Annotated in this window: 16 protein-coding genes and 1 pseudogene; 9 read left to right on the top strand and 8 right to left on the bottom strand. The window is 63.1% G+C overall.

What is annotated here, in order from left to right:
• Positions 1-88: 88 nt before the first annotated feature.
• Together cobS and KIT02_RS11020 are read right to left on the bottom strand one after the other, a co-directional pair.
• Entirely contained in the window at positions 89-1,072 is a 984-nt protein-coding gene (cobS, locus tag KIT02_RS11025; protein WP_297577724.1) for a cobaltochelatase subunit CobS, read from the bottom strand.
• Positions 1,073-1,226: 154 nt separating this feature from the next.
• Complete coding sequence (locus KIT02_RS11020) at positions 1,227-1,853, bottom strand: DnaJ domain-containing protein (protein ID WP_297577723.1); 627 nt, start codon at positions 1,851-1,853, stop codon at positions 1,227-1,229.
• A gap of 41 nt (positions 1,854-1,894) precedes the next feature.
• Here KIT02_RS11020 and KIT02_RS11015 point away from each other — a divergent pair, with 41 nt between their 5' ends.
• Positions 1,895-2,164: a BolA family protein gene (locus KIT02_RS11015; RefSeq protein ID WP_297577722.1), complete on the top strand. Its 270-nt coding sequence runs from the start codon at positions 1,895-1,897 to the stop codon at positions 2,162-2,164.
• An 8-nt stretch (positions 2,165-2,172) separates the two neighbouring features.
• Here the strand turns inward: KIT02_RS11015 and KIT02_RS11010 are convergent, their stop codons facing one another.
• From KIT02_RS11010 to KIT02_RS11000, 3 genes are read right to left on the bottom strand one after another with little or no spacing between them, the layout of a single operon-like run.
• Positions 2,173-3,468: an HlyC/CorC family transporter gene (locus KIT02_RS11010; protein ID WP_297577721.1), complete on the bottom strand. Its 1,296-nt coding sequence runs from the start codon at positions 3,466-3,468 to the stop codon at positions 2,173-2,175.
• Positions 3,465-4,577 (bottom strand): 3-dehydroquinate synthase, encoded by a 1,113-nt coding sequence (aroB, locus tag KIT02_RS11005; RefSeq protein ID WP_297577720.1) that lies wholly within the window; start codon positions 4,575-4,577, stop codon positions 3,465-3,467. The genes KIT02_RS11010 and aroB overlap by 4 nt, the downstream gene beginning before the upstream one ends.
• A gap of 11 nt (positions 4,578-4,588) precedes the next feature.
• Positions 4,589-5,167 carry a shikimate kinase gene (locus tag KIT02_RS11000; protein ID WP_297577719.1) on the bottom strand — a complete coding sequence of 193 codons (579 nt, stop codon included), beginning with the start codon at positions 5,165-5,167 and terminating at the stop codon, positions 4,589-4,591.
• Positions 5,168-5,327: 160 nt separating this feature from the next.
• On the opposite strand from KIT02_RS11000, the pseudogene KIT02_RS10995 reads away from it, so the two are divergent.
• The 5 genes and pseudogenes from KIT02_RS10995 to KIT02_RS10975 all read left to right on the top strand — a co-directional run.
• A pseudogene (locus KIT02_RS10995) lies at positions 5,328-5,462 on the top strand (histidine kinase); the annotation flags it as partial.
• Between the two features lie 86 nt (positions 5,463-5,548).
• The gene (locus tag KIT02_RS10990; protein ID WP_297577718.1) at positions 5,549-6,463 is read left to right on the top strand and encodes a site-specific tyrosine recombinase XerD; all 915 of its coding nucleotides are present in this window, start codon (positions 5,549-5,551) and stop codon (positions 6,461-6,463) included.
• A 161-nt stretch (positions 6,464-6,624) separates the two neighbouring features.
• Positions 6,625-7,578 carry an acetyl-CoA carboxylase carboxyltransferase subunit alpha gene (locus KIT02_RS10985; RefSeq protein ID WP_297577717.1) on the top strand — a complete coding sequence of 318 codons (954 nt, stop codon included), beginning with the start codon at positions 6,625-6,627 and terminating at the stop codon, positions 7,576-7,578.
• A 151-nt stretch (positions 7,579-7,729) separates the two neighbouring features.
• Positions 7,730-8,704, top strand: a complete 975-nt coding sequence (locus KIT02_RS10980; RefSeq protein WP_297577716.1) for a murein L,D-transpeptidase family protein — start codon at positions 7,730-7,732, stop codon at positions 8,702-8,704.
• Between the two features lie 115 nt (positions 8,705-8,819).
• On the top strand, positions 8,820-9,494 hold the full coding sequence (locus KIT02_RS10975; protein WP_297577715.1) for a hypothetical protein: 675 nt from the start codon (positions 8,820-8,822) through the stop codon (positions 9,492-9,494).
• Positions 9,495-9,625: 131 nt separating this feature from the next.
• Here KIT02_RS10975 and KIT02_RS10970 read toward each other — a convergent pair whose 3' ends face one another.
• Together KIT02_RS10970 and secA are read right to left on the bottom strand one after the other, a co-directional pair.
• On the bottom strand, positions 9,626-10,036 hold the full coding sequence (locus KIT02_RS10970; protein ID WP_297577714.1) for a cytidine deaminase: 411 nt from the start codon (positions 10,034-10,036) through the stop codon (positions 9,626-9,628).
• 269 nt (positions 10,037-10,305) lie between these two features.
• Complete coding sequence (secA, locus tag KIT02_RS10965) at positions 10,306-13,002, bottom strand: preprotein translocase subunit SecA (RefSeq protein ID WP_297577713.1); 2,697 nt, start codon at positions 13,000-13,002, stop codon at positions 10,306-10,308.
• Positions 13,003-13,399: 397 nt separating this feature from the next.
• Here secA and KIT02_RS10960 point away from each other — a divergent pair, with 397 nt between their 5' ends.
• Positions 13,400-14,353 (top strand): peptidylprolyl isomerase, encoded by a 954-nt coding sequence (locus tag KIT02_RS10960; protein ID WP_297577712.1) that lies wholly within the window; start codon positions 13,400-13,402, stop codon positions 14,351-14,353.
• A gap of 45 nt (positions 14,354-14,398) precedes the next feature.
• Here KIT02_RS10960 and KIT02_RS10955 read toward each other — a convergent pair whose 3' ends face one another.
• A complete protein-coding gene (locus tag KIT02_RS10955; RefSeq protein WP_297577711.1) occupies positions 14,399-15,016 on the bottom strand; it encodes a TetR/AcrR family transcriptional regulator in 618 nt (205 codons plus the stop codon).
• A 97-nt stretch (positions 15,017-15,113) separates the two neighbouring features.
• Between KIT02_RS10955 and KIT02_RS10950 the strand changes: the two genes are divergently transcribed.
• Positions 15,114-15,344 carry a hypothetical protein gene (locus KIT02_RS10950; RefSeq protein ID WP_297577710.1) on the top strand — a complete coding sequence of 77 codons (231 nt, stop codon included), beginning with the start codon at positions 15,114-15,116 and terminating at the stop codon, positions 15,342-15,344.
• Positions 15,345-15,491: 147 nt separating this feature from the next.
• Positions 15,492-16,478, top strand: a complete 987-nt coding sequence (locus KIT02_RS10945) for an ABC transporter substrate-binding protein (RefSeq protein WP_297577709.1) — start codon at positions 15,492-15,494, stop codon at positions 16,476-16,478.
• Positions 16,479-16,516: the final 38 nt, after the last annotated feature.

Here is a 16,516-nt window from a genome sequence, read left to right as displayed (position 1 = left end):
GACAGGCTCACCATGAGGTCTACTTGGGGTTCGCAGAATTCACAGTAGACCTCACCCTGAGCCTGTCGAAGGGCGAGGCCGTTGCTTGCTAGGCCATCACCGCCAGGTTGGCGGAGCTTTCCGGCAGATCTTCGCCGAACACGCGCTGGTAGAACTCGGCCACGACCGGGCGCTCGAGTTCGTCGCACTTGTTGAGGAAGGTGAGGCGGAAGGCAAAGCCGACATCGCCGCCGAAGATGACGGCGTTCTCGGCCCAGGTGATGACGCCGCGCGGCGACATGACGGTGGAGATATCGCCATTGATGAAGGCCTGGCGGGTCAGGTCGGCCAACCGCACCATATTGCTGATCTGCTTCTTGCCCTTGTCGGTCCCGCCATAGCTCTTGTTCTTGGCCAGGACGATGCCGACTTCCTTGTCATGGGGCAGATAGTTGAGGGTGGTGACGATGGACCAGCGGTCCATCTGGCCCTGATTGATCTGCTGGGTGCCGTGGTAGAGGCCCGACGTATCGCCCAGGCCGATGGTATTGGTGGTCGAGAACAGGCGGAATGCCGGGTGCGGGACGATGACGCGGTTCTGGTCGAGCAGGGTCAGGCGGCCCGACTGTTCGAGCACGCGCTGAATGACGAACATCACGTCCGGCCGGCCGGCATCGTATTCGTCGAAGACCAGCGCCACATTGTTCTGCACCGCCCAGGGCAAGATGCCGTCGCGGAATTCGGTGATCTGCTTGCCGTCCTTGAGCACGATCGCGTCCTTGCCGACGAGATCGATGCGGCTGACATGGCTGTCGAGATTGACGCGCACCAGCGGCCAGTTGAGACGGGCGGCAACCTGCTCGATATGGGTGGACTTGCCGGTGCCGTGATAGCCCTGCACCATGACGCGGCGGTTATAGGCAAACCCGGCCAGGATCGCGAGCGTGGTGTTGCGGTCGAACAGGTAATCCGGATCGATCGGCGGCACGTGATCGGAGCGGTCCTTGTAGCCCTTGACCACCATGTCGGTATCGATACCGAACAGATCCCGTGCCTTGTACTCGGTGTCGGGCAGGTTGGCGAATTCAGTCATGGCAGGACTCTTGGCTTTTCACGCGTTCAAATCGGTCGGGGGGTACCGGCGCGCTCATGGCCGCGCGGGTACTCAGGAATGGTGGCTCTATAGCAGCAATGTGACACGCCGGGTAGCCTCGGCAGTGTCGCAATGACCGGGGGCGGACCTGGCCTTAGCGGACCACGAATCCCTGCTTTTTGAGGTGGGCATAGGCGGCGATGACCGAGCGCAGCCGTTCCTCCGAAGAGGCGTCGCCGCCATTGACGTCCGGATGGTGTTTCTTGACGAGGTTCTTGTAGGCAGCCTTGATCTCGTCGGACTTGGCATGGCCGGTAAAACCAAGGGTTTCCAGTGCCCGTCGGTCCGGTTCGTTGATCGGCCGACGCTTCTCGGCGGCAGGGCGTTGCGCCTGTTGCCAACGATAGCGGGCGAAGACGCCGAAGGGATCGCCGAAACGGTCGCCGGTCCGCTGATTGGCCTGCTTGCCGGCGGCGCGGGCCGCATTGGCATTGCCGGTGGCAAAGCTCGACCGGCCTTCGGCTTTGGGCGGGGCATGCAGCGCCTCTTCAAGCTCTTCGGGACTCATGCCGGCGAAATAATTGAAGGCCTTGTTGTAGTGGCGAACATGTTCGAGGCAGAAATTGTGATACTGCCCCTCGGACCGCACGCCCTTGGGCGCACGGAACTCGCCGGGCGCTTCGCACCCTTCCCAGTCGCAGGTGACGGTCGCGGTCTCGACCTTCTCCTCGCGGCGCGGACGGACCCGAATGCTGTCGAAAAGCTTGGATTGCAGTTTCATTGCGCCTAGGTGTGCCTACAAACGTTTTCCGGAGCCGCCCCATGTCCATGACGGACACCATCCGAGCCAAGCTCACCAAAGAATTCTCACCTCTCCACCTGGAGGTGATCGATGAATCGCAAAGCCACCATGGCCATTCGGGATGGCGTGAAGGTGGCGAAACCCATTTTCGCGTCAGAATCGCGACCCGCAATTTTGACGGGATGAGCCGGGTAGCGCAACACCGGGCGGTGATGGGGGCGCTGGAGGCAGAGCTCAGGGACCGCGTCCATGCCCTTGCCATCGAAGTGCTTCCGGCCGGGGATGCCTGATATAGGGCCTAGCCCGCGTTTTCGCTACCCCGCTCGAGCGGCGTGATCCGCACCCGCGCCACGCGCTGCCGGTCCCTTTCCAGCACGTCGAAGCGGAAGCCATGGGCGATGACCGCGTGCCCCGGTTCGGGAATGAGCTTTGCCGCATTGATGACCACGCCGGCGACGGTGTTGGCGTGTTCGTCCGGCAGGTTCCAGTCGAGCAGGCGATTGATGTCGCGGATGGCGATGCTGGCATCGACCAGAAAGCTGCCGTCCGCCTGCTTCTGAATGCCGAAAATCGCCTCGTCATCGGGTTCGTCATGCTCGTCGGAAATGTCGCCGACGATCTCCTCGATGATGTCTTCCAGCGTCACCAGGCCTTCGAGGACACCGTATTCATCGAGCACCAGCGCCATGTGCGAATGGCGCTTGAGGAAGGCAGTGAGCTGGACCTGGACCGAGGTGGACTGAGGAATGAACCAGGGCTTGGACATGATGCGGCGGATGTCGACTTCGCCCGCCTTGCCCTCTGAGGCCATGAGGGCGCGCAGGACGTCCTTGGCGTGCAGGATGCCCACAATATTGTCGCTGTCATCCTCGTAGAGCGGGATACGCGTATAGGCGCTTTCGAGCACGGCCTTGACCAACTCATCCACCGGCTGGGTGATGTCGAGGGCGGTCATCTGGGTGCGGTGCACCATGACATCGCTCACCACGAGATCCTTGAGGTCGAGCAGGCCGCCCAGCATGTCGCGGTCGTCCTTGACCACTTCACCTTCGGAGTGGAGCAGGTCGAGCGTGCCGCGAATTTCATCGTGCCCGGAAATGGCCGAGGCATTGGTGGTGTCGAGGCCGAAGAGGCGCAGGATGGTGTTGACGATGGCCTGCACGGCCAGAGTTACCGGCGCAAAGACGACGACGACCAGCCGGATCACTGGCGCCACGGTAAGGGCAAAGCCGTCGGGGCGCATCAATGCCAGGGTCTTGGGCAGTACTTCGGAAAAGATCACCACGGCCGCCGTCATGGCGATGGTGGCGTAGGCAATGCCGGCTTCTCCGAAGACGGCGATGAGCACGCTGGCGGCCAGCGTCGAGGCAAGGATGTTGACGACATTGTTGCCCAAAAGGATGGCGCCGATCAGGCGTTCCTTCTCGCGGGTGAGCGACTCGACCAACAGCGCCCGTTTGTCGCCGCTGCGCGCCAGTTGATGCATGCGGGCGCGCGACGCGGCCGTGAGGGCCGTTTCCGAGCCGGAAAAGAAAAAGCTCATCGCCAGGAGCAGCAGGATGAAGCCTGATGTCAGCCAGAGCGCGGCGGTCATGGGCGCATCTCCTCGAGAAAGGCGTGAACGGCTTGTGGGTCGACGCCGTGCTCAATGAAGGCCTGGCCAATCCCGCGCGTGAGAATAAAGGTCAGGGCACCGCGCTGAACTTTCTTGTCCTGCGCGATCGCGGCCAGAAGGCTTTCCGTCGAGCCGAGCGCGCCGGGAATTTCGGCCATGGTCGTGGGTAGGCCAGCGCGTCTGAGGTGGGCCGCGACACGTCCGGCATCCTGGCCGGGGGCCAAACCAAGCCTGGTGGAGAAGGTGTGTGCCAGCACCATGCCGATACTGACGCCTTCGCCATGCAGCAGCCGGTCGGAATAGCCGGTGTCCTTCTCGAGCGCGTGCCCGAAGGTGTGGCCGAGGTTGAGCAACGCGCGCACGCCGGTTTCGCGTTCGTCTTCGATGACGACCCGCGCCTTGTGGGCGCAGCACCGGGCAACGGCTTCACCGAGAGAGGGGCCGCCATCGCGAATGTCGTCGAAATGAGTCTCAAGCCAATCGAAGAAACCGGGGTCGTCGATCAGGCCATATTTGGCGACTTCCGCGTAACCGGCCGCAAACTGGCGCGGGGGCAGGGTCTTGAGGGTCGACAGATCGGCCAGGACGAGCTTGGGCTGGTGGAAGGCGCCCACCAGGTTCTTGCCGTGCGCTGAATTGATGCCGGTCTTGCCGCCGACCGAGGAGTCCACCTGGGCGAGCAGGGAGGTCGGCATCTGCACAAAATCCATGCCGCGGCGAGTGATGGCGGATGCAAACCCGGCGAGGTCGCCGATGACGCCGCCGCCAAGGGCGATGACCAGATCGCCGCGCTCGAGCCGTGCCGCCAAAAGACCTTCAACCACGGTTTCGAGCTTTTGATAGCTCTTGGTGGATTCGCCGGCGGGCAGAACGATGGTCTCGTGTTCCAGGCCCGCGGCATCGAGGGAAGCGGCGAGGCGCGGGAGCTGGGCCTTTGCCACATGCTCGTCGGTCACGATCCCATAGCGGCGCCCCGGAAAGCGCTCGGCCAGCAGCGCGCCAGCCTCGTCCAGCAGGCGCGGCCCGATCAGGATGTCGTAGGCCCGCTCGCCCAGGGCGACGTGAACTGTGTGATCGATCTCGGCCATGGCTTGCCTTGCTATTTCTTGAGGTGGTCGAGCACCGCAGCGACGACATCGCTGGCGACGCTGTCATGGGGCACGTCGCGGCTGATGACGGTCACATCGGCTTCGGTATAGACCGGGTAGCGGTCCGCGATGAGCTTTTCGAGCGTGGCGCGCGGATCGGCGGTCTTGAGCAGGGGGCGGTTGGAGCGCCGCGATACGCGCTCGAACAGCACGTCGGCTTCGGCCTTGAGCCAGACCGAGACCGCCTCGGCCTTCACGATTGACCGTGTCTCGGGGTTGATGAAGGCACCGCCACCTGTCGCCAGGACGATATCGGCTTCCTTAAGGAGGCGGCCGATGACACGCATTTCGCCAGCGCGGAATTCGGCTTCGCCGCGCTGCTCGAAGATTTCCGGGATGGTCATCTGCGCGGCCTTCTCGATCTCCTCGTCGCTGTCGATGAACTGGCGTCCGAGGCGCGCCGCGAGACGGCGGCCGACAGTGGTCTTGCCAGCGCCCATCATGCCGACCAGAACCAGCGGCCTGCCGCCAAGCCTATTGGCCAGGGCCCTGGCGCGGCCCTGCCGCGCGCCGCCTTCGGTCCTCGTCACTTTGGCGTTTCTCCCATACTCGGCGCTATCAAGCGGTCCGGACCCAGTGTGTCAAGTCCAGTCCGTGAGTTGATCGCCGGCGCGCTTTCCGCGACACTATCCAAACCGGCTGGCAACCTTTGGATGCCAGAATGGGTGCGAGCCCAGTGTGCGAGGAACCATGCCGACCCTGTTTCGACTGCTCATTACCCTGATCTTCCTGGCCGGGCTGGGTTATGCCGGCATGTTTGCGCTGGTCAGCTTTGTCGAGCCTGCGCCCAAGGAAGTCAGCATCCGCATACCGGCGCGCGAACTCTTGGGAGAAACCGAGGCCATGCGGCCCGGCACCAATCTGCCGACGCCGAACGTGACATCGACCCCGGAACCGGAAAGCAGCGGCCAATGAGCGGAGGGCACCTTATCGGCGCCTTTCTCGAAATGATGAGCGCCGAGCGCGGCGCGGCCAGCAACACGATTGAGGCCTATAGCCGGGATTTGGCCGACTATGCGGGCTTCGTCGCGGGCCGCAAACAAACCCTGCTCGATTGCCCGGCCGATACGGTCACGCTTTGGCTCGATGATCTCAAGGCGCAGGGGCTTTCGGCCTCTTCAAGCGCGCGGCGGCTTTCGGCGGTGCGCCAGTTTCACAAGTTTCTGTGTGCCGATGGCCTGCGCGGGGACGATCCGACGCGGATCGTTGCCAGCCCCAAGGCGCGCCGCGCCCTGCCCAAGGTGCTATCCGTCGCCGAAGTGGACCGCTTGCTCAGCCTGGCTGAAACCGAAGCGGGCCTATCGGCCAGTCCGCAGAAGCAGATGTCGGCGCAACGGCTCTATGTGCTGCTCGAAATGCTCTACGCGACGGGCCTGCGTGTGTCCGAACTGGTTAGCCTCAAGCGGGCGGCGGTGATGCGCGAAGCGGCGTTTTTGACCGTTGTCGGCAAGGGCAGCAAGGAGAGGATCGTGCCCATGACCGACCGGGCGCGCGATGCCGTCCGGGCCTGGATTGCCGGCCTTGAGCCGGGCCCCTGGCTGTTTCCTGCCAAGGGCGAGGCGGGCTATCTCAGCCGCCAGGTCTTTGCCCGCGACCTCAAGGATTTGGCAGCAAGGGCCGGGATCGCCTCGGCGCGGGTGGCGCCGCATGTGCTGCGCCATGCCTTTGCCAGCCACCTGCTGGCCGGCGGCGCGGACCTGCGGGTGGTGCAGATGCTGCTGGGGCACGCCGATATTTCCACAACGCAGATCTATACCCATGTGCTCGACGAAAAGCTGCGCAATCTGGTGGAAAGCCATCACCCGCTGGCCGAAGGGCGCTCCTGAACGGGACGCCGCTTTCGGGAAATCCTAAGCATTTGGTCCCAAGACCTTGACTTGAGATTGCGCCGTCGCCACTTTCCGGCCACTTTAGGGCGCGACAGCCTCGTGCCCATGACCTGGGTGCCGGAACTGGCGCCAGAACAATGACCCCTACGGGCGGTGGGATGCAGTCTTATCTCGATTTTGAAAAGCCGGTCGCCGATCTCGAAGCCAAGATCGTTGAACTCAAGTCCCTGGCCCAGACCGATCAGGCTGTGTCGATCGACGAGGAAGTAAACAGGCTTTCGGCGCGTGCCGACGAGGCGCTGACCGAGATCTACCGGCGGTTGACGCCCTGGCAGAAGACGCAGGTTGCGCGCCATCCGCAGCGTCCGCACTTCTCCGATTATGTCAGCGCACTGATAACAGAATGGCAGCCTTTGGCTGGCGATCGCAAATTTGGCGAGGACGCCGCGCTACAGGCCGGGTTCGGCCGGTTCAACGGCCAGCCGGTTGCCATCATCGGCCAGGAAAAGGGTAACTCCACCGAGACGCGCCTCAAGCACAATTTCGGCATGGCCAATCCCGAAGGCTATCGCAAGGCCGTCCGCATCATGGACATGGCCGACCGGTTCAACCTGCCGGTGCTGTCCTTCGTCGATACGGCCGGGGCCTATCCCGGCATCGGCGCGGAAGAGCGTGGACAGGCCGAGGCCATTGCCCGCTCGACCGAGAAATGCCTGGAACTGGGTGTGCCCAACCTCGCCATCATCATCGGCGAAGGCGGCTCGGGCGGCGCGATTGCCATCGCCACCGCCAACCGGGTGCTGATGCTGGAAAATTCGATCTATTCGGTGATTTCGCCGGAAGCCGGTGCCTCGATCTTGTTCCGGGACGCGGCGCGCGCGCAGGACATGGCCACGGCCCAGAAGATCACCGCACAGGACCTGTTGGGCTTTGGCGTCATCGACGCCATCATTCCCGAACCTGCCGGTGGTGCCCATCGCCATCATGGCGCCATCATGGATTCCAGCAAGGCGGTGATCTCGGCGTTCCTGAGGGATTTCTCCGGCAAATCCCGACTTGAGACCCGCGAGCACCGGCGCGAGAAGTTCCTCGCCATCGGCACCACCCTTTAAGGTTGAGGGACTGTACAACTCGGCGTGACTACCCCCTGCTTCCGGGGTGGCGCCGGGCGTGGTAAAGGCTTCATTCACCCTATGACGGCACTATGGGGTGGCCTGCGCGCATCTGCGTTCGGGCCAAGCGAACCACGCGGGCAGGACCATTTTGAACGCCTCTTTCTTCCATCGGCTGGGCGCCGCCATCATCGTTCTCTGGCTGTCGGTCGGGCTCGCCGCCTGTTCCAGTTTCGTCAAGGACAGCGGCCCGGCCAAGGCTAACCAGCCCTTGTCCAGTGCCGTGTTGACGCGACTGGCTGCGATCAATTCTTCGGCGCGCGCGCCGATGATGATCCGGGTGTTCAAGCAGGAGGCTCAGCTCGAGGTCTGGAAGCAGACCACGTCCGGCCAATATGCGCTGTTCAAATCCTATGCGATCTGCAGGTTCTCCGGCGATATCGGGCCGAAGTTCAAGGAAGGCGACTATCAGAGCCCCGAGGGCTTCTACAATGTCACGCCCGGGCAGATGAACCCGTATTCGAGCTACTACCTGTCGTTTAATGTCGGCTTTCCCAACAAGTTCGACCGCGTGCATGGACGCACCGGCAGCAACCTGATGGTGCATGGCGATTGCCTGTCGGTCGGGTGCTACGCCATGACCGATGCCGGCATTGCCGAAATCTATGCGCTGGCGCGGGAAACCTTCAAGGGTGGCAATCCCAGCTTCCAGCTTCAGCTCTTTCCGTTCCGCATGAGCACTGCGCAGCTGGTCAAGCATGCCGACAACCAGCATCTGGGCTTCTGGCAGGATATCAAGGAAGGCTTTGACTATTTCGAGCTGACCAAGACCCCGCCGGTCTGGGACGTCTGCGAAAAGCAGTACATCTTCAATCCCGCGACCCGCGGGGCGCTCGATCCGGCCGGGGCTTGCCCGCAGTCGAACCGCAGTCCGGAACTGATGGCCCGGATTCAGGCCGATACAGACGCGCTGGGCCAGCGGGCGCTGGTGGCCGAACGCAAGGCCGCCGAAGACGCGGCGCTCAAGGCCAGAGGCGATGCCGTCAGCAGTTTCTTCTCCAGTATCGGGAATGCCGTAACCGGTGGTGGTGGCACGGACGTGACCGCCGAAACGCCTGCCAATTGAGCTGAGCCGGGACGACAGGCCGGTGCGTTTGCGATAGGGTGGCGGCACTGGCGGGACACAGTTCGGCCTGTTTTTGCTGGCATGGCCAGCCTGCCCGCGCCAATCGGAGAGGCCTGTGGACCTGCCCCGCACCGAGCCCAAACTCGACCGTTCTGAGCCTGATCTAGCGACGGACCTGCGGGCCGCGGACGATGCGTGGCCGCCCCGTAATCGCGCACCCGTGCGCCCAGTGATACAGCGCTCTCGTAGCCAGGCCCTGCCGGTTTTTCTGGCGCTCACCGGCATGGTGATCGGGCTGGCGGCGGCGGGCGGAGCCTATTGGCTGCATAGCCAGGCGCAGGCCGAGATCCTGCGGCTATCGACCGAACTGGCCCAGTTGCGGGTCAGCCTCGATCTTTATGCCCGCAATGTTCAGGCGGCGGCCGAGGCTGTCGAGCCGGTCCCGGAGGCGGTTGCCGCGCCTGCGGATGGCGAGGCCGGGGCTATGGCGGTGCTGCCCGATATTGCCCAAGACACTGCTGAAGACACGGCCATGCCGTCGGCCAATGAGGATTGCCTGCCTTCGGGGATGCGGCTGCTCGTGGCGGCGGGCGACAATTATCCGGTCTGCGGGCAAAGCGCGGTGGTCGACGTTGCGGCGGTGGACAATGGCTATGTCCTGCTCGCCGATGGCACCACCGTGCCCTCGGGTGGCACTATGCCGCTGGCGGGCAGCGCCTGCATGATCGGGGTGACCTCGGGCGGCGATGAGGGCCTGACCGGCTATGCCGAAATCCGGGTGAGCTGCTAGCCTGAACCGGGTTTGAGCGCGGACAGACTTGCGCAGGACCGGAGCCGGAAACACCCCCGCCCAGCTTTGCTATGGCCCTTTGGGCCGAGCGGCGCTACCTCCCCCTCGAGGGGGAGGCGAAGGAAGATGCTTCAATCCATATCGATAGGGGCCGGCCAGTGGTGTTCGGGCAGCAGCGCGGATAGCGGGACGGCGCGTGACGGCTCGAGCACGATCTGGGCGTCCAGATTGGCGTCATCGACCTGGCGCATGAATTCCCGGCAGGTTCCGCAGGGCGGCAGAATGCTCAGCCGGCCAGTGGCCGGATCGCGCCAGACCGCGACGATCCTGTCCAGACGATATTCTCCATCGGTGATCATTGCCGCCATTGCCGCGCGCTCGGCACAGAGGCCCCAACTGGCCGTGTCGACACAGACGCCGTCAAAGACCTTGCCGCTGGCGGAAACGGCGACTGCGGCAACGTCACCGAACAACCGGCCCTGAGGCGTCTGGTATGGTCGCAGCAGGGCCGCGGCACGGCGGATCATATCCTGGTTCGTCATGCGCGGGTCTCCAAAACAAGGCGGGCGGCCCATGATGGACCGCCCGTTGGTTGTTGTATATCCGCGCCGGCTGCGAAGACCTGGAGTGTAGTCCTGCAGTTTGGCTCTACTGGCATTCCACCAGATCATTGGGGGTCACGGTGCAGCTCGGCTGCCGCGTGGTCTGGCAGCCGGCTATGAGCGTGACGAGCGCAGCGAGAACCATCAGCCGCTTCACGTGCATTCGATCCTCCCAACGAGCCACTGAGGCCGGTGCATTCTCTCAACCGTCAGGCAAAGGCCCCATGGCAGTGCTTGAACTTCTTGCCCGATCCGCAGGGGCAGGGGGCATTGCGTGACACGCCCTGCAGGAGTTTCGGATCAACCGGCGGCAATCCGTTGGCCGGACCGGCGTCGTCTCCGGCCGCATCGTTTTCCCCGGTCGTCGGATCGATATGGGTCTCGGTGAGGCGCGACAGATCCGGAGCCGGGGGCGGCTCGGGCTGGCGCACCTGGATTTCGATGTGGCTGAGCTGGGTGGTCACCAGTTCGCGCAGATTGCCCAGCATGGCCTGGAACAGCTCATAGGCTTCCTGCTTGTATTCGTTCAGCGGATCGCGCTGGGCGATGCCGCGCCAGCCCACGACCTTGGACAGGTGATCGAGCATGACCAGGTGTTCGCGCCACAGCCCGTCGACCGATTGCAGCAGGATGGACTTTTCCACCTGGCGGATGATCTGGGCGGAGTACTTTTCTTCCTTGGCGGCCATATGCGCGTCGGCAGCCGTGCGGATACGTTCTTCCACCACTTCGCCATCGATGCCTTCCTCGGCGGCCCATTCGGCGGCGGGGATATCGATGTTGAGATAGGTCTTGGCGGCGGCCTGCAGCTGCTCGGTATTCCACTGTTCGGGATAGGAGCGCGGCGGGATGGCCTTGGCAACGATGTTCTCGACCACGTCGTGACGCATGTCGGTGATGGTTTCGCTGACGTCCTCGGCATCCATGAATTCGAGACGCTGCTCGAAGATCACCTTGCGCTGATCGTTCATCACGTCGTCGTATTTGAGGATGTTCTTGCGGATGTCGAAGTTGCGGGCCTCGACCTTGCCCTGGGCACGTTCGATGGCCTTGGTCACCCAGGGATGGGTGATGCTCTCGCCCTGCTCCAGACCTAGCCGGCCGAGCATGGCGTCCATGCTTTCGATGGGGAAGATGCGCATGAGATCATCCTGCAGGGACAGGAAGAACTTGGAATGGCCGGGATCGCCCTGGCGGCCCGAGCGGCCGCGCAACTGATTGTCAATGCGGCGGCTTTCGTGGCGCTCGGTGCCGATGACCATGAGGCCGCCGGCGGCAAGGGCCTTCTTCTTGTCTTCGGCGATGGTCGCCTTGATCTCGGCGATCTTGGCGTCGCGCGCTGCGCCTTCGAGATCGGTGGCTTCCTTCTCGATGCGCATTTCGAGGTTGCCGCCGAGCTGGATGTCGGTACCACGACCGGCCATGTTGGTGGCGATGGTGATGGCGCCGGGCAGGCCGGCATCGGCGACGATGAAGGCTTCCTGCTCGTGATGACGGGCATTGAGCACGTTCATCTGGCCGACATTCTTGTTGCGCAGGATATCGGCGAGCATTTCGCTCTTTTCGATCGAGGTCGTGCCCACCAGAACCGGCTGGCCGCGATCCTGACATTCCTTGATCAGATCGGCGATGGCGTCGAATTTTTCGTCGGCCGTCCGGAAGATGGCGTCGTCTTCATCGATACGCTGCACCGGCAGGTTGGTGGGAATGGTCACCACGCCCAGGCTGTAGATATCGGCGAATTCCTCGGCCTCGGTCAGCGCCGTGCCGGTCATGCCGGCCAGCTTCTTGTAGAGGCGGAAATAGTTCTGGAAGGTGATCGAGGCCAGGGTCTGGTTCTCGGCCTGGATCTTGACGCGTTCCTTGGCTTCCAGCGCCTGGTGCAGGCCTTCCGAATAGCGGCGGCCCGGCATCATGCGGCCGGAGAACTCGTCGATGATCACAACTTCGTCGTTGCGGACGATATAGTCCTTGTCCTTGCGGAACAGCTTGTGGGCGCGCAGGGCCGAATTGGCATGGTGCACCAGCGCGACATTCTCGACGTCATACATCGAGCCGGATTTGAGCAGGCCCGCCTCGGCCAGGGCCGCTTCGAGCTTTTCGATACCCTGATCGGTAAAGGTGGCGGCGCGGTGCTTTTCGTCGAGCTCGAAGTCGCCTTCCTCAATGAGGGGCATCAGGCCATCGACCTTGATATAGAGCTCCGAGCGGTCCTCGGAGGGGCCCGAAATGATCAGCGGCGTGCGGGCTTCGTCGATGAGGATGGAGTCCACTTCGTCGACAATGGCGAAGGCGTGGCCGCGCTGTACCATCTGGGCGCGGGTATATTTCATGTTGTCGCGCAGATAATCGAAGCCGAATTCGTTATTGGTGCCGTAGGTGATGTCGGCGGCATAGGCCTCGCGGCGCTGCTGGTCCGACAGGCCGTGCACGATGATGCCGGTCTTCATGCCGAGGAAGGCGTAGATCTGCCCCATCCAGCCGGCGTCGCGGCGGGCGAGGTAGTCATTGACGGTCACCACATGCACGCCATAGCCGGCCAGGGCATTGAGATAGACAGCCAGGGTGGCGACCAGCGTCTTGCCTTCACCGGTGCGCATTTCGGCGATGGCGCGATCGTTGAGCACCATGCCGCCGATCAGCTGTACGTCGAAATGCCGCATGCCCAGCACGCGCTTTGATGCTTCACGCACGGTGGCAAAGGCGGGGACGATCAGGTCGTCGATGGTCTTGCCCTGGGCAAGCTGGGCCTTGAATTCGTCGGTCCGGGCGCGCAGCTGTTCGTCGGTCAGCTTGGCCAGTTCCGGCTCAAGCGCATTGATGGCCGCGACCCTGCCCTGATACCGCTTGACCTGCCTGTCGGATGGCGATCCGAAAATCTTTTTGGCAAGCGCAGCTAGTGCCATTTATCCGGTCCTTTTTCAGCGTGGCGGCGAATTGGGGATGAACGGGCGACGTCAGGTCGTCTGGCCGGTTCATCCGGCCCATCCTTGTTCGTCACAACTAAGGGAACGCTCTCAGGTTCCCCGATGAGATTGCTGGCAGGGTCACGGCGCGAAGCAACGCGCCGGCGGGCCCATGCCCTTTGGAAAAGCGGGTGAGATGTAAGAGTGGGGTCCAGTATTGTCAACGGAGGCGAAATCGGCCACACCTTGCCCAACGCCGCCGCGCCCTTCTGCCGACATGGCCCGGGACAGGCACATTTTGGCCCCGTTGTCGTGCCAGTTGGGCCAATCCCGACGGGCCGCTGGCCCCCGATCCATGCCGGTCGCTGATCGATCCGGCCAAGGAGAACAGATTTCCATGCACAATGCCCCCATCAGTTTCGTCCGCAGCCTCGGCCTCGCGCTGCTGCTGGCAGTGCCCTCGCTTGCCCAGGCGCAGGAGGCCACGACCGCAGAGACGACGGCAGCCGCTTCCGACGCCGTGGTGGCCACGGTTGGCGGCGAGGCCATTACCGAATCCGACATGAGCTTTGCCGCCGAGGACATGGCGCAGGACCTGGCGCAGATGCCGGCCGAGGAGCGCCGCGCCTTCCTCCTGCGCGTGCTGATCGACATGAAGGTGATGTCGCAGGCGGCGCGCGAGGCCGGCATGGACCAGACCGAAATCTTCGCCCAGCGGCAGAAATATCTCGAGGAGCGGGCCCTGCGCCGCGCCTATTTCACCGATGCCATCGTGGCGGCGGTGACCGAAGAGGCCGTTCGTGCGGAATATGACAAGTTCGCCGCCGAATTCGTGCCCGAGGATGAAATCCGCGCCAGCCACATCCTGGTCGAGACCGAGGAAGAGGCCAAGGCGGTCAAGGCCGAACTGGACGGCGGCGCCGATTTCGCCACGCTGGCCCAGGAGAAGTCGATCGATCCCGGCGCCAGCAATGGCGGCGATCTCGGATTTTTTGGCCAGGGCATGATGGTGGCGCCCTTCGAGACCGCTGCCTTTGCCCTGACCGAGCCCGGGCAGGTGTCCGACCCGGTCCAGACCCAGTTCGGCTGGCATGTGATCCGGCTGGAAGAAAAGCGCCCGTCCGCTCCGCCGGCCTTCGAGCAGGTGGCGCCGCAGATTCAGCAGCAGTTGCTGATGCAGAATTTCACGGCCATCGTCGATGAGCTCATGGCCAAGACCACTGTCGAGGTAACCGACCCCGCGCTCAAGGCGGCCATGGATGCCCAGGAACAGGCCGGCGCTGCCGCCGAGGAAGCCGTTGAGGCCGAGGACGGCGCGGCCGAAGAGGCGGCTGAACCCGCAGCGCAATAGGCGCGAAACGATCGAGCAAAGGCCCGGCACAGCGCCGGGCCTTTTTTATGGGCGGTAGCCTGGAACGCCGGCCAGGATGGCGCTGACGACCGTGGGCACGGAGGCCAGCGCCGAATCCACCTGATTGAGCAACAGGTGATGCCAGGCGAACGAGACGGTCAAATCGATGATGATGGCGCCGTCGGCATGTTCGGCAATCTCGCCACGCGCCTTGGCGCGGTCGACAAAGACCATCGCGGTCTGTTTCCGTTCTGCCTGATAGGCATGGAGCGCCGCGGCCGCATCGGCATCGGTCTGCGCCTCGGCAATCACCGCGCGATAGACCGTGCCACACAGCCGGTTCTGCCAGAAGCCGAGCAAATGCGTTTCGAGAAAGGCGACGAGGTCGCCGCGCAGCGAGCCGGTATCGGGAAAGGCCCGGGCATTCTTGAAGCGGCGATAGACATCGAGCATCAGCAGCGTGCGGTTCGGCCACCAGCGATAGATGGTCGGCTTGCCGGCCCGGGCCCGGCGCGCCACGGCCTCGATGGAAAATCCGGCAATGCCGCTTTCCTCCAGCAGTGCCTCGGCCGCATCCAGAATAGCCTCCTGGCTGGCGGGATTGCGCCGGGCGCCGATGGATCGGCGGGCGCTGTCATCTGTGGTGTCCGGGCGAAGCGTCATAGGCGCACTATCGACAAAAACAGGGTGAAAGAAAAGCCTTGAACGAAACGGCTCGTTTCGATATATAACGGAACGTACCGTTTCGATAGAGGTCGTCATGTCCTACTCTTCCCGCGCCCGCATGTCCCTGCTGATGAGCCTTGCCGTCTATCCGATCGTGGTCGGCTATGCCTTCCTGGTCAGCACCATGACCCCCGGATGGGAATTCTGGCAGCGCAGCTTCATCATCGTGCCCATGGTGGCGAGCACGATCGTGTTCTTTGTCGTGCCGACCATCACCACGCGCTTCGGGCGCTTCATTGCCGGGGTCAAGAAGGGCGCAGCCTGACACGCCCTGCCCGGGTCACAGGGGCGGGAATGCCAATTCCTTCCGGGCAGGAAATTATCGCTCAGGTCGTCTTGCTATAAACATGAGTAAATGAGTAAGGATTATTCCGAAGGGTCGGCAGACCGGCCCAAAATTCGAGGATGTCCGATGAAGCTTGTTTTCTCCACGCTGGTGCTCGGGCTGGCCATGGCTGCCGCAACGCCATCACTTGCCCAGCAGACCTGCGAGACTGGGTTCCGCCTGTTCAGCCATGTCGGCGGCGATACCTGTATTCCCCAAGACCCGCAGCGCATTGTGACACTGTCAGACCAAAACGTCATGCTGGCCCTGCTCGAACTGGGCGTGACGCCGGTCGGCAGCGCCGGAAAGATCGACCACCACGGCAACAAGGTCTTTGGTCGCACTCAGGGCTATGACACATCCAGCGTCTTCTGGCTCGCCGATGATGAGACCATCGACGCCGAGGCGGTTGCCGCCCTCGATCCGGACCTCATCGTCTCTCAGGCCAATGATCTCGAAATGGCCGAAAAACTGGCGCTCATCGCCCCTGTGGTGCTGATCGACAATTTCGGCCAGCCGGTCGAGGATGCCCTGATGCAATATGCCGACCTCGTCAACAAGACCGATCTGGCCCTGGAAAAACGCGCTGCTCTCGAAGCCAAGGCGGCCGGCGTGCGCGAACAACTTGGCGACCAACTAGACCACACCACGGTTTCGATCGTTAAATTCTGGGAAGAGCGCAATCCTGACGTCTTCGAGATCCAATCACCCGATGGCGTGACTGGTGCGATTCTGCGTCTGCTGCCGATCATCCGCCCTGATGCGGAACTGGCCGAGAATATCGGTGGCTTGACAGACCGCTCATGGGAAGTCGTGGAAGCCCATGACGCCGACGTGATGTTCCACCTGCACTACGACAATGACGTGGCGGGGGACGGTGGCACCAACAATCATGAAATCTTCAAGGCCAAGCCCTTGGTACAGCATCTCGAAGTAGCCAAGGCCAACCAGATCTTCGGGCTGGACGGAGCCCTTATGGTTGGCATTTCATGGGGTAAGATCGAAAACGGCCTCGACCAGATTGCCGCCGTTCTGGTGCGCGACGATCTCAATCGCGATATCGTGCAGGAATAACACTCGTGCTGCCCGTCGGAAGGTCATGGCCTCCGACG

Origin of the sequence: Devosia sp., assembly GCF_025809055.1 — a bacterium.
Classification (GTDB): Bacteria; Pseudomonadota; Alphaproteobacteria; order Rhizobiales; family Devosiaceae; genus Devosia.
This window is presented reverse-complemented; position numbering and strand designations above follow the sequence as displayed.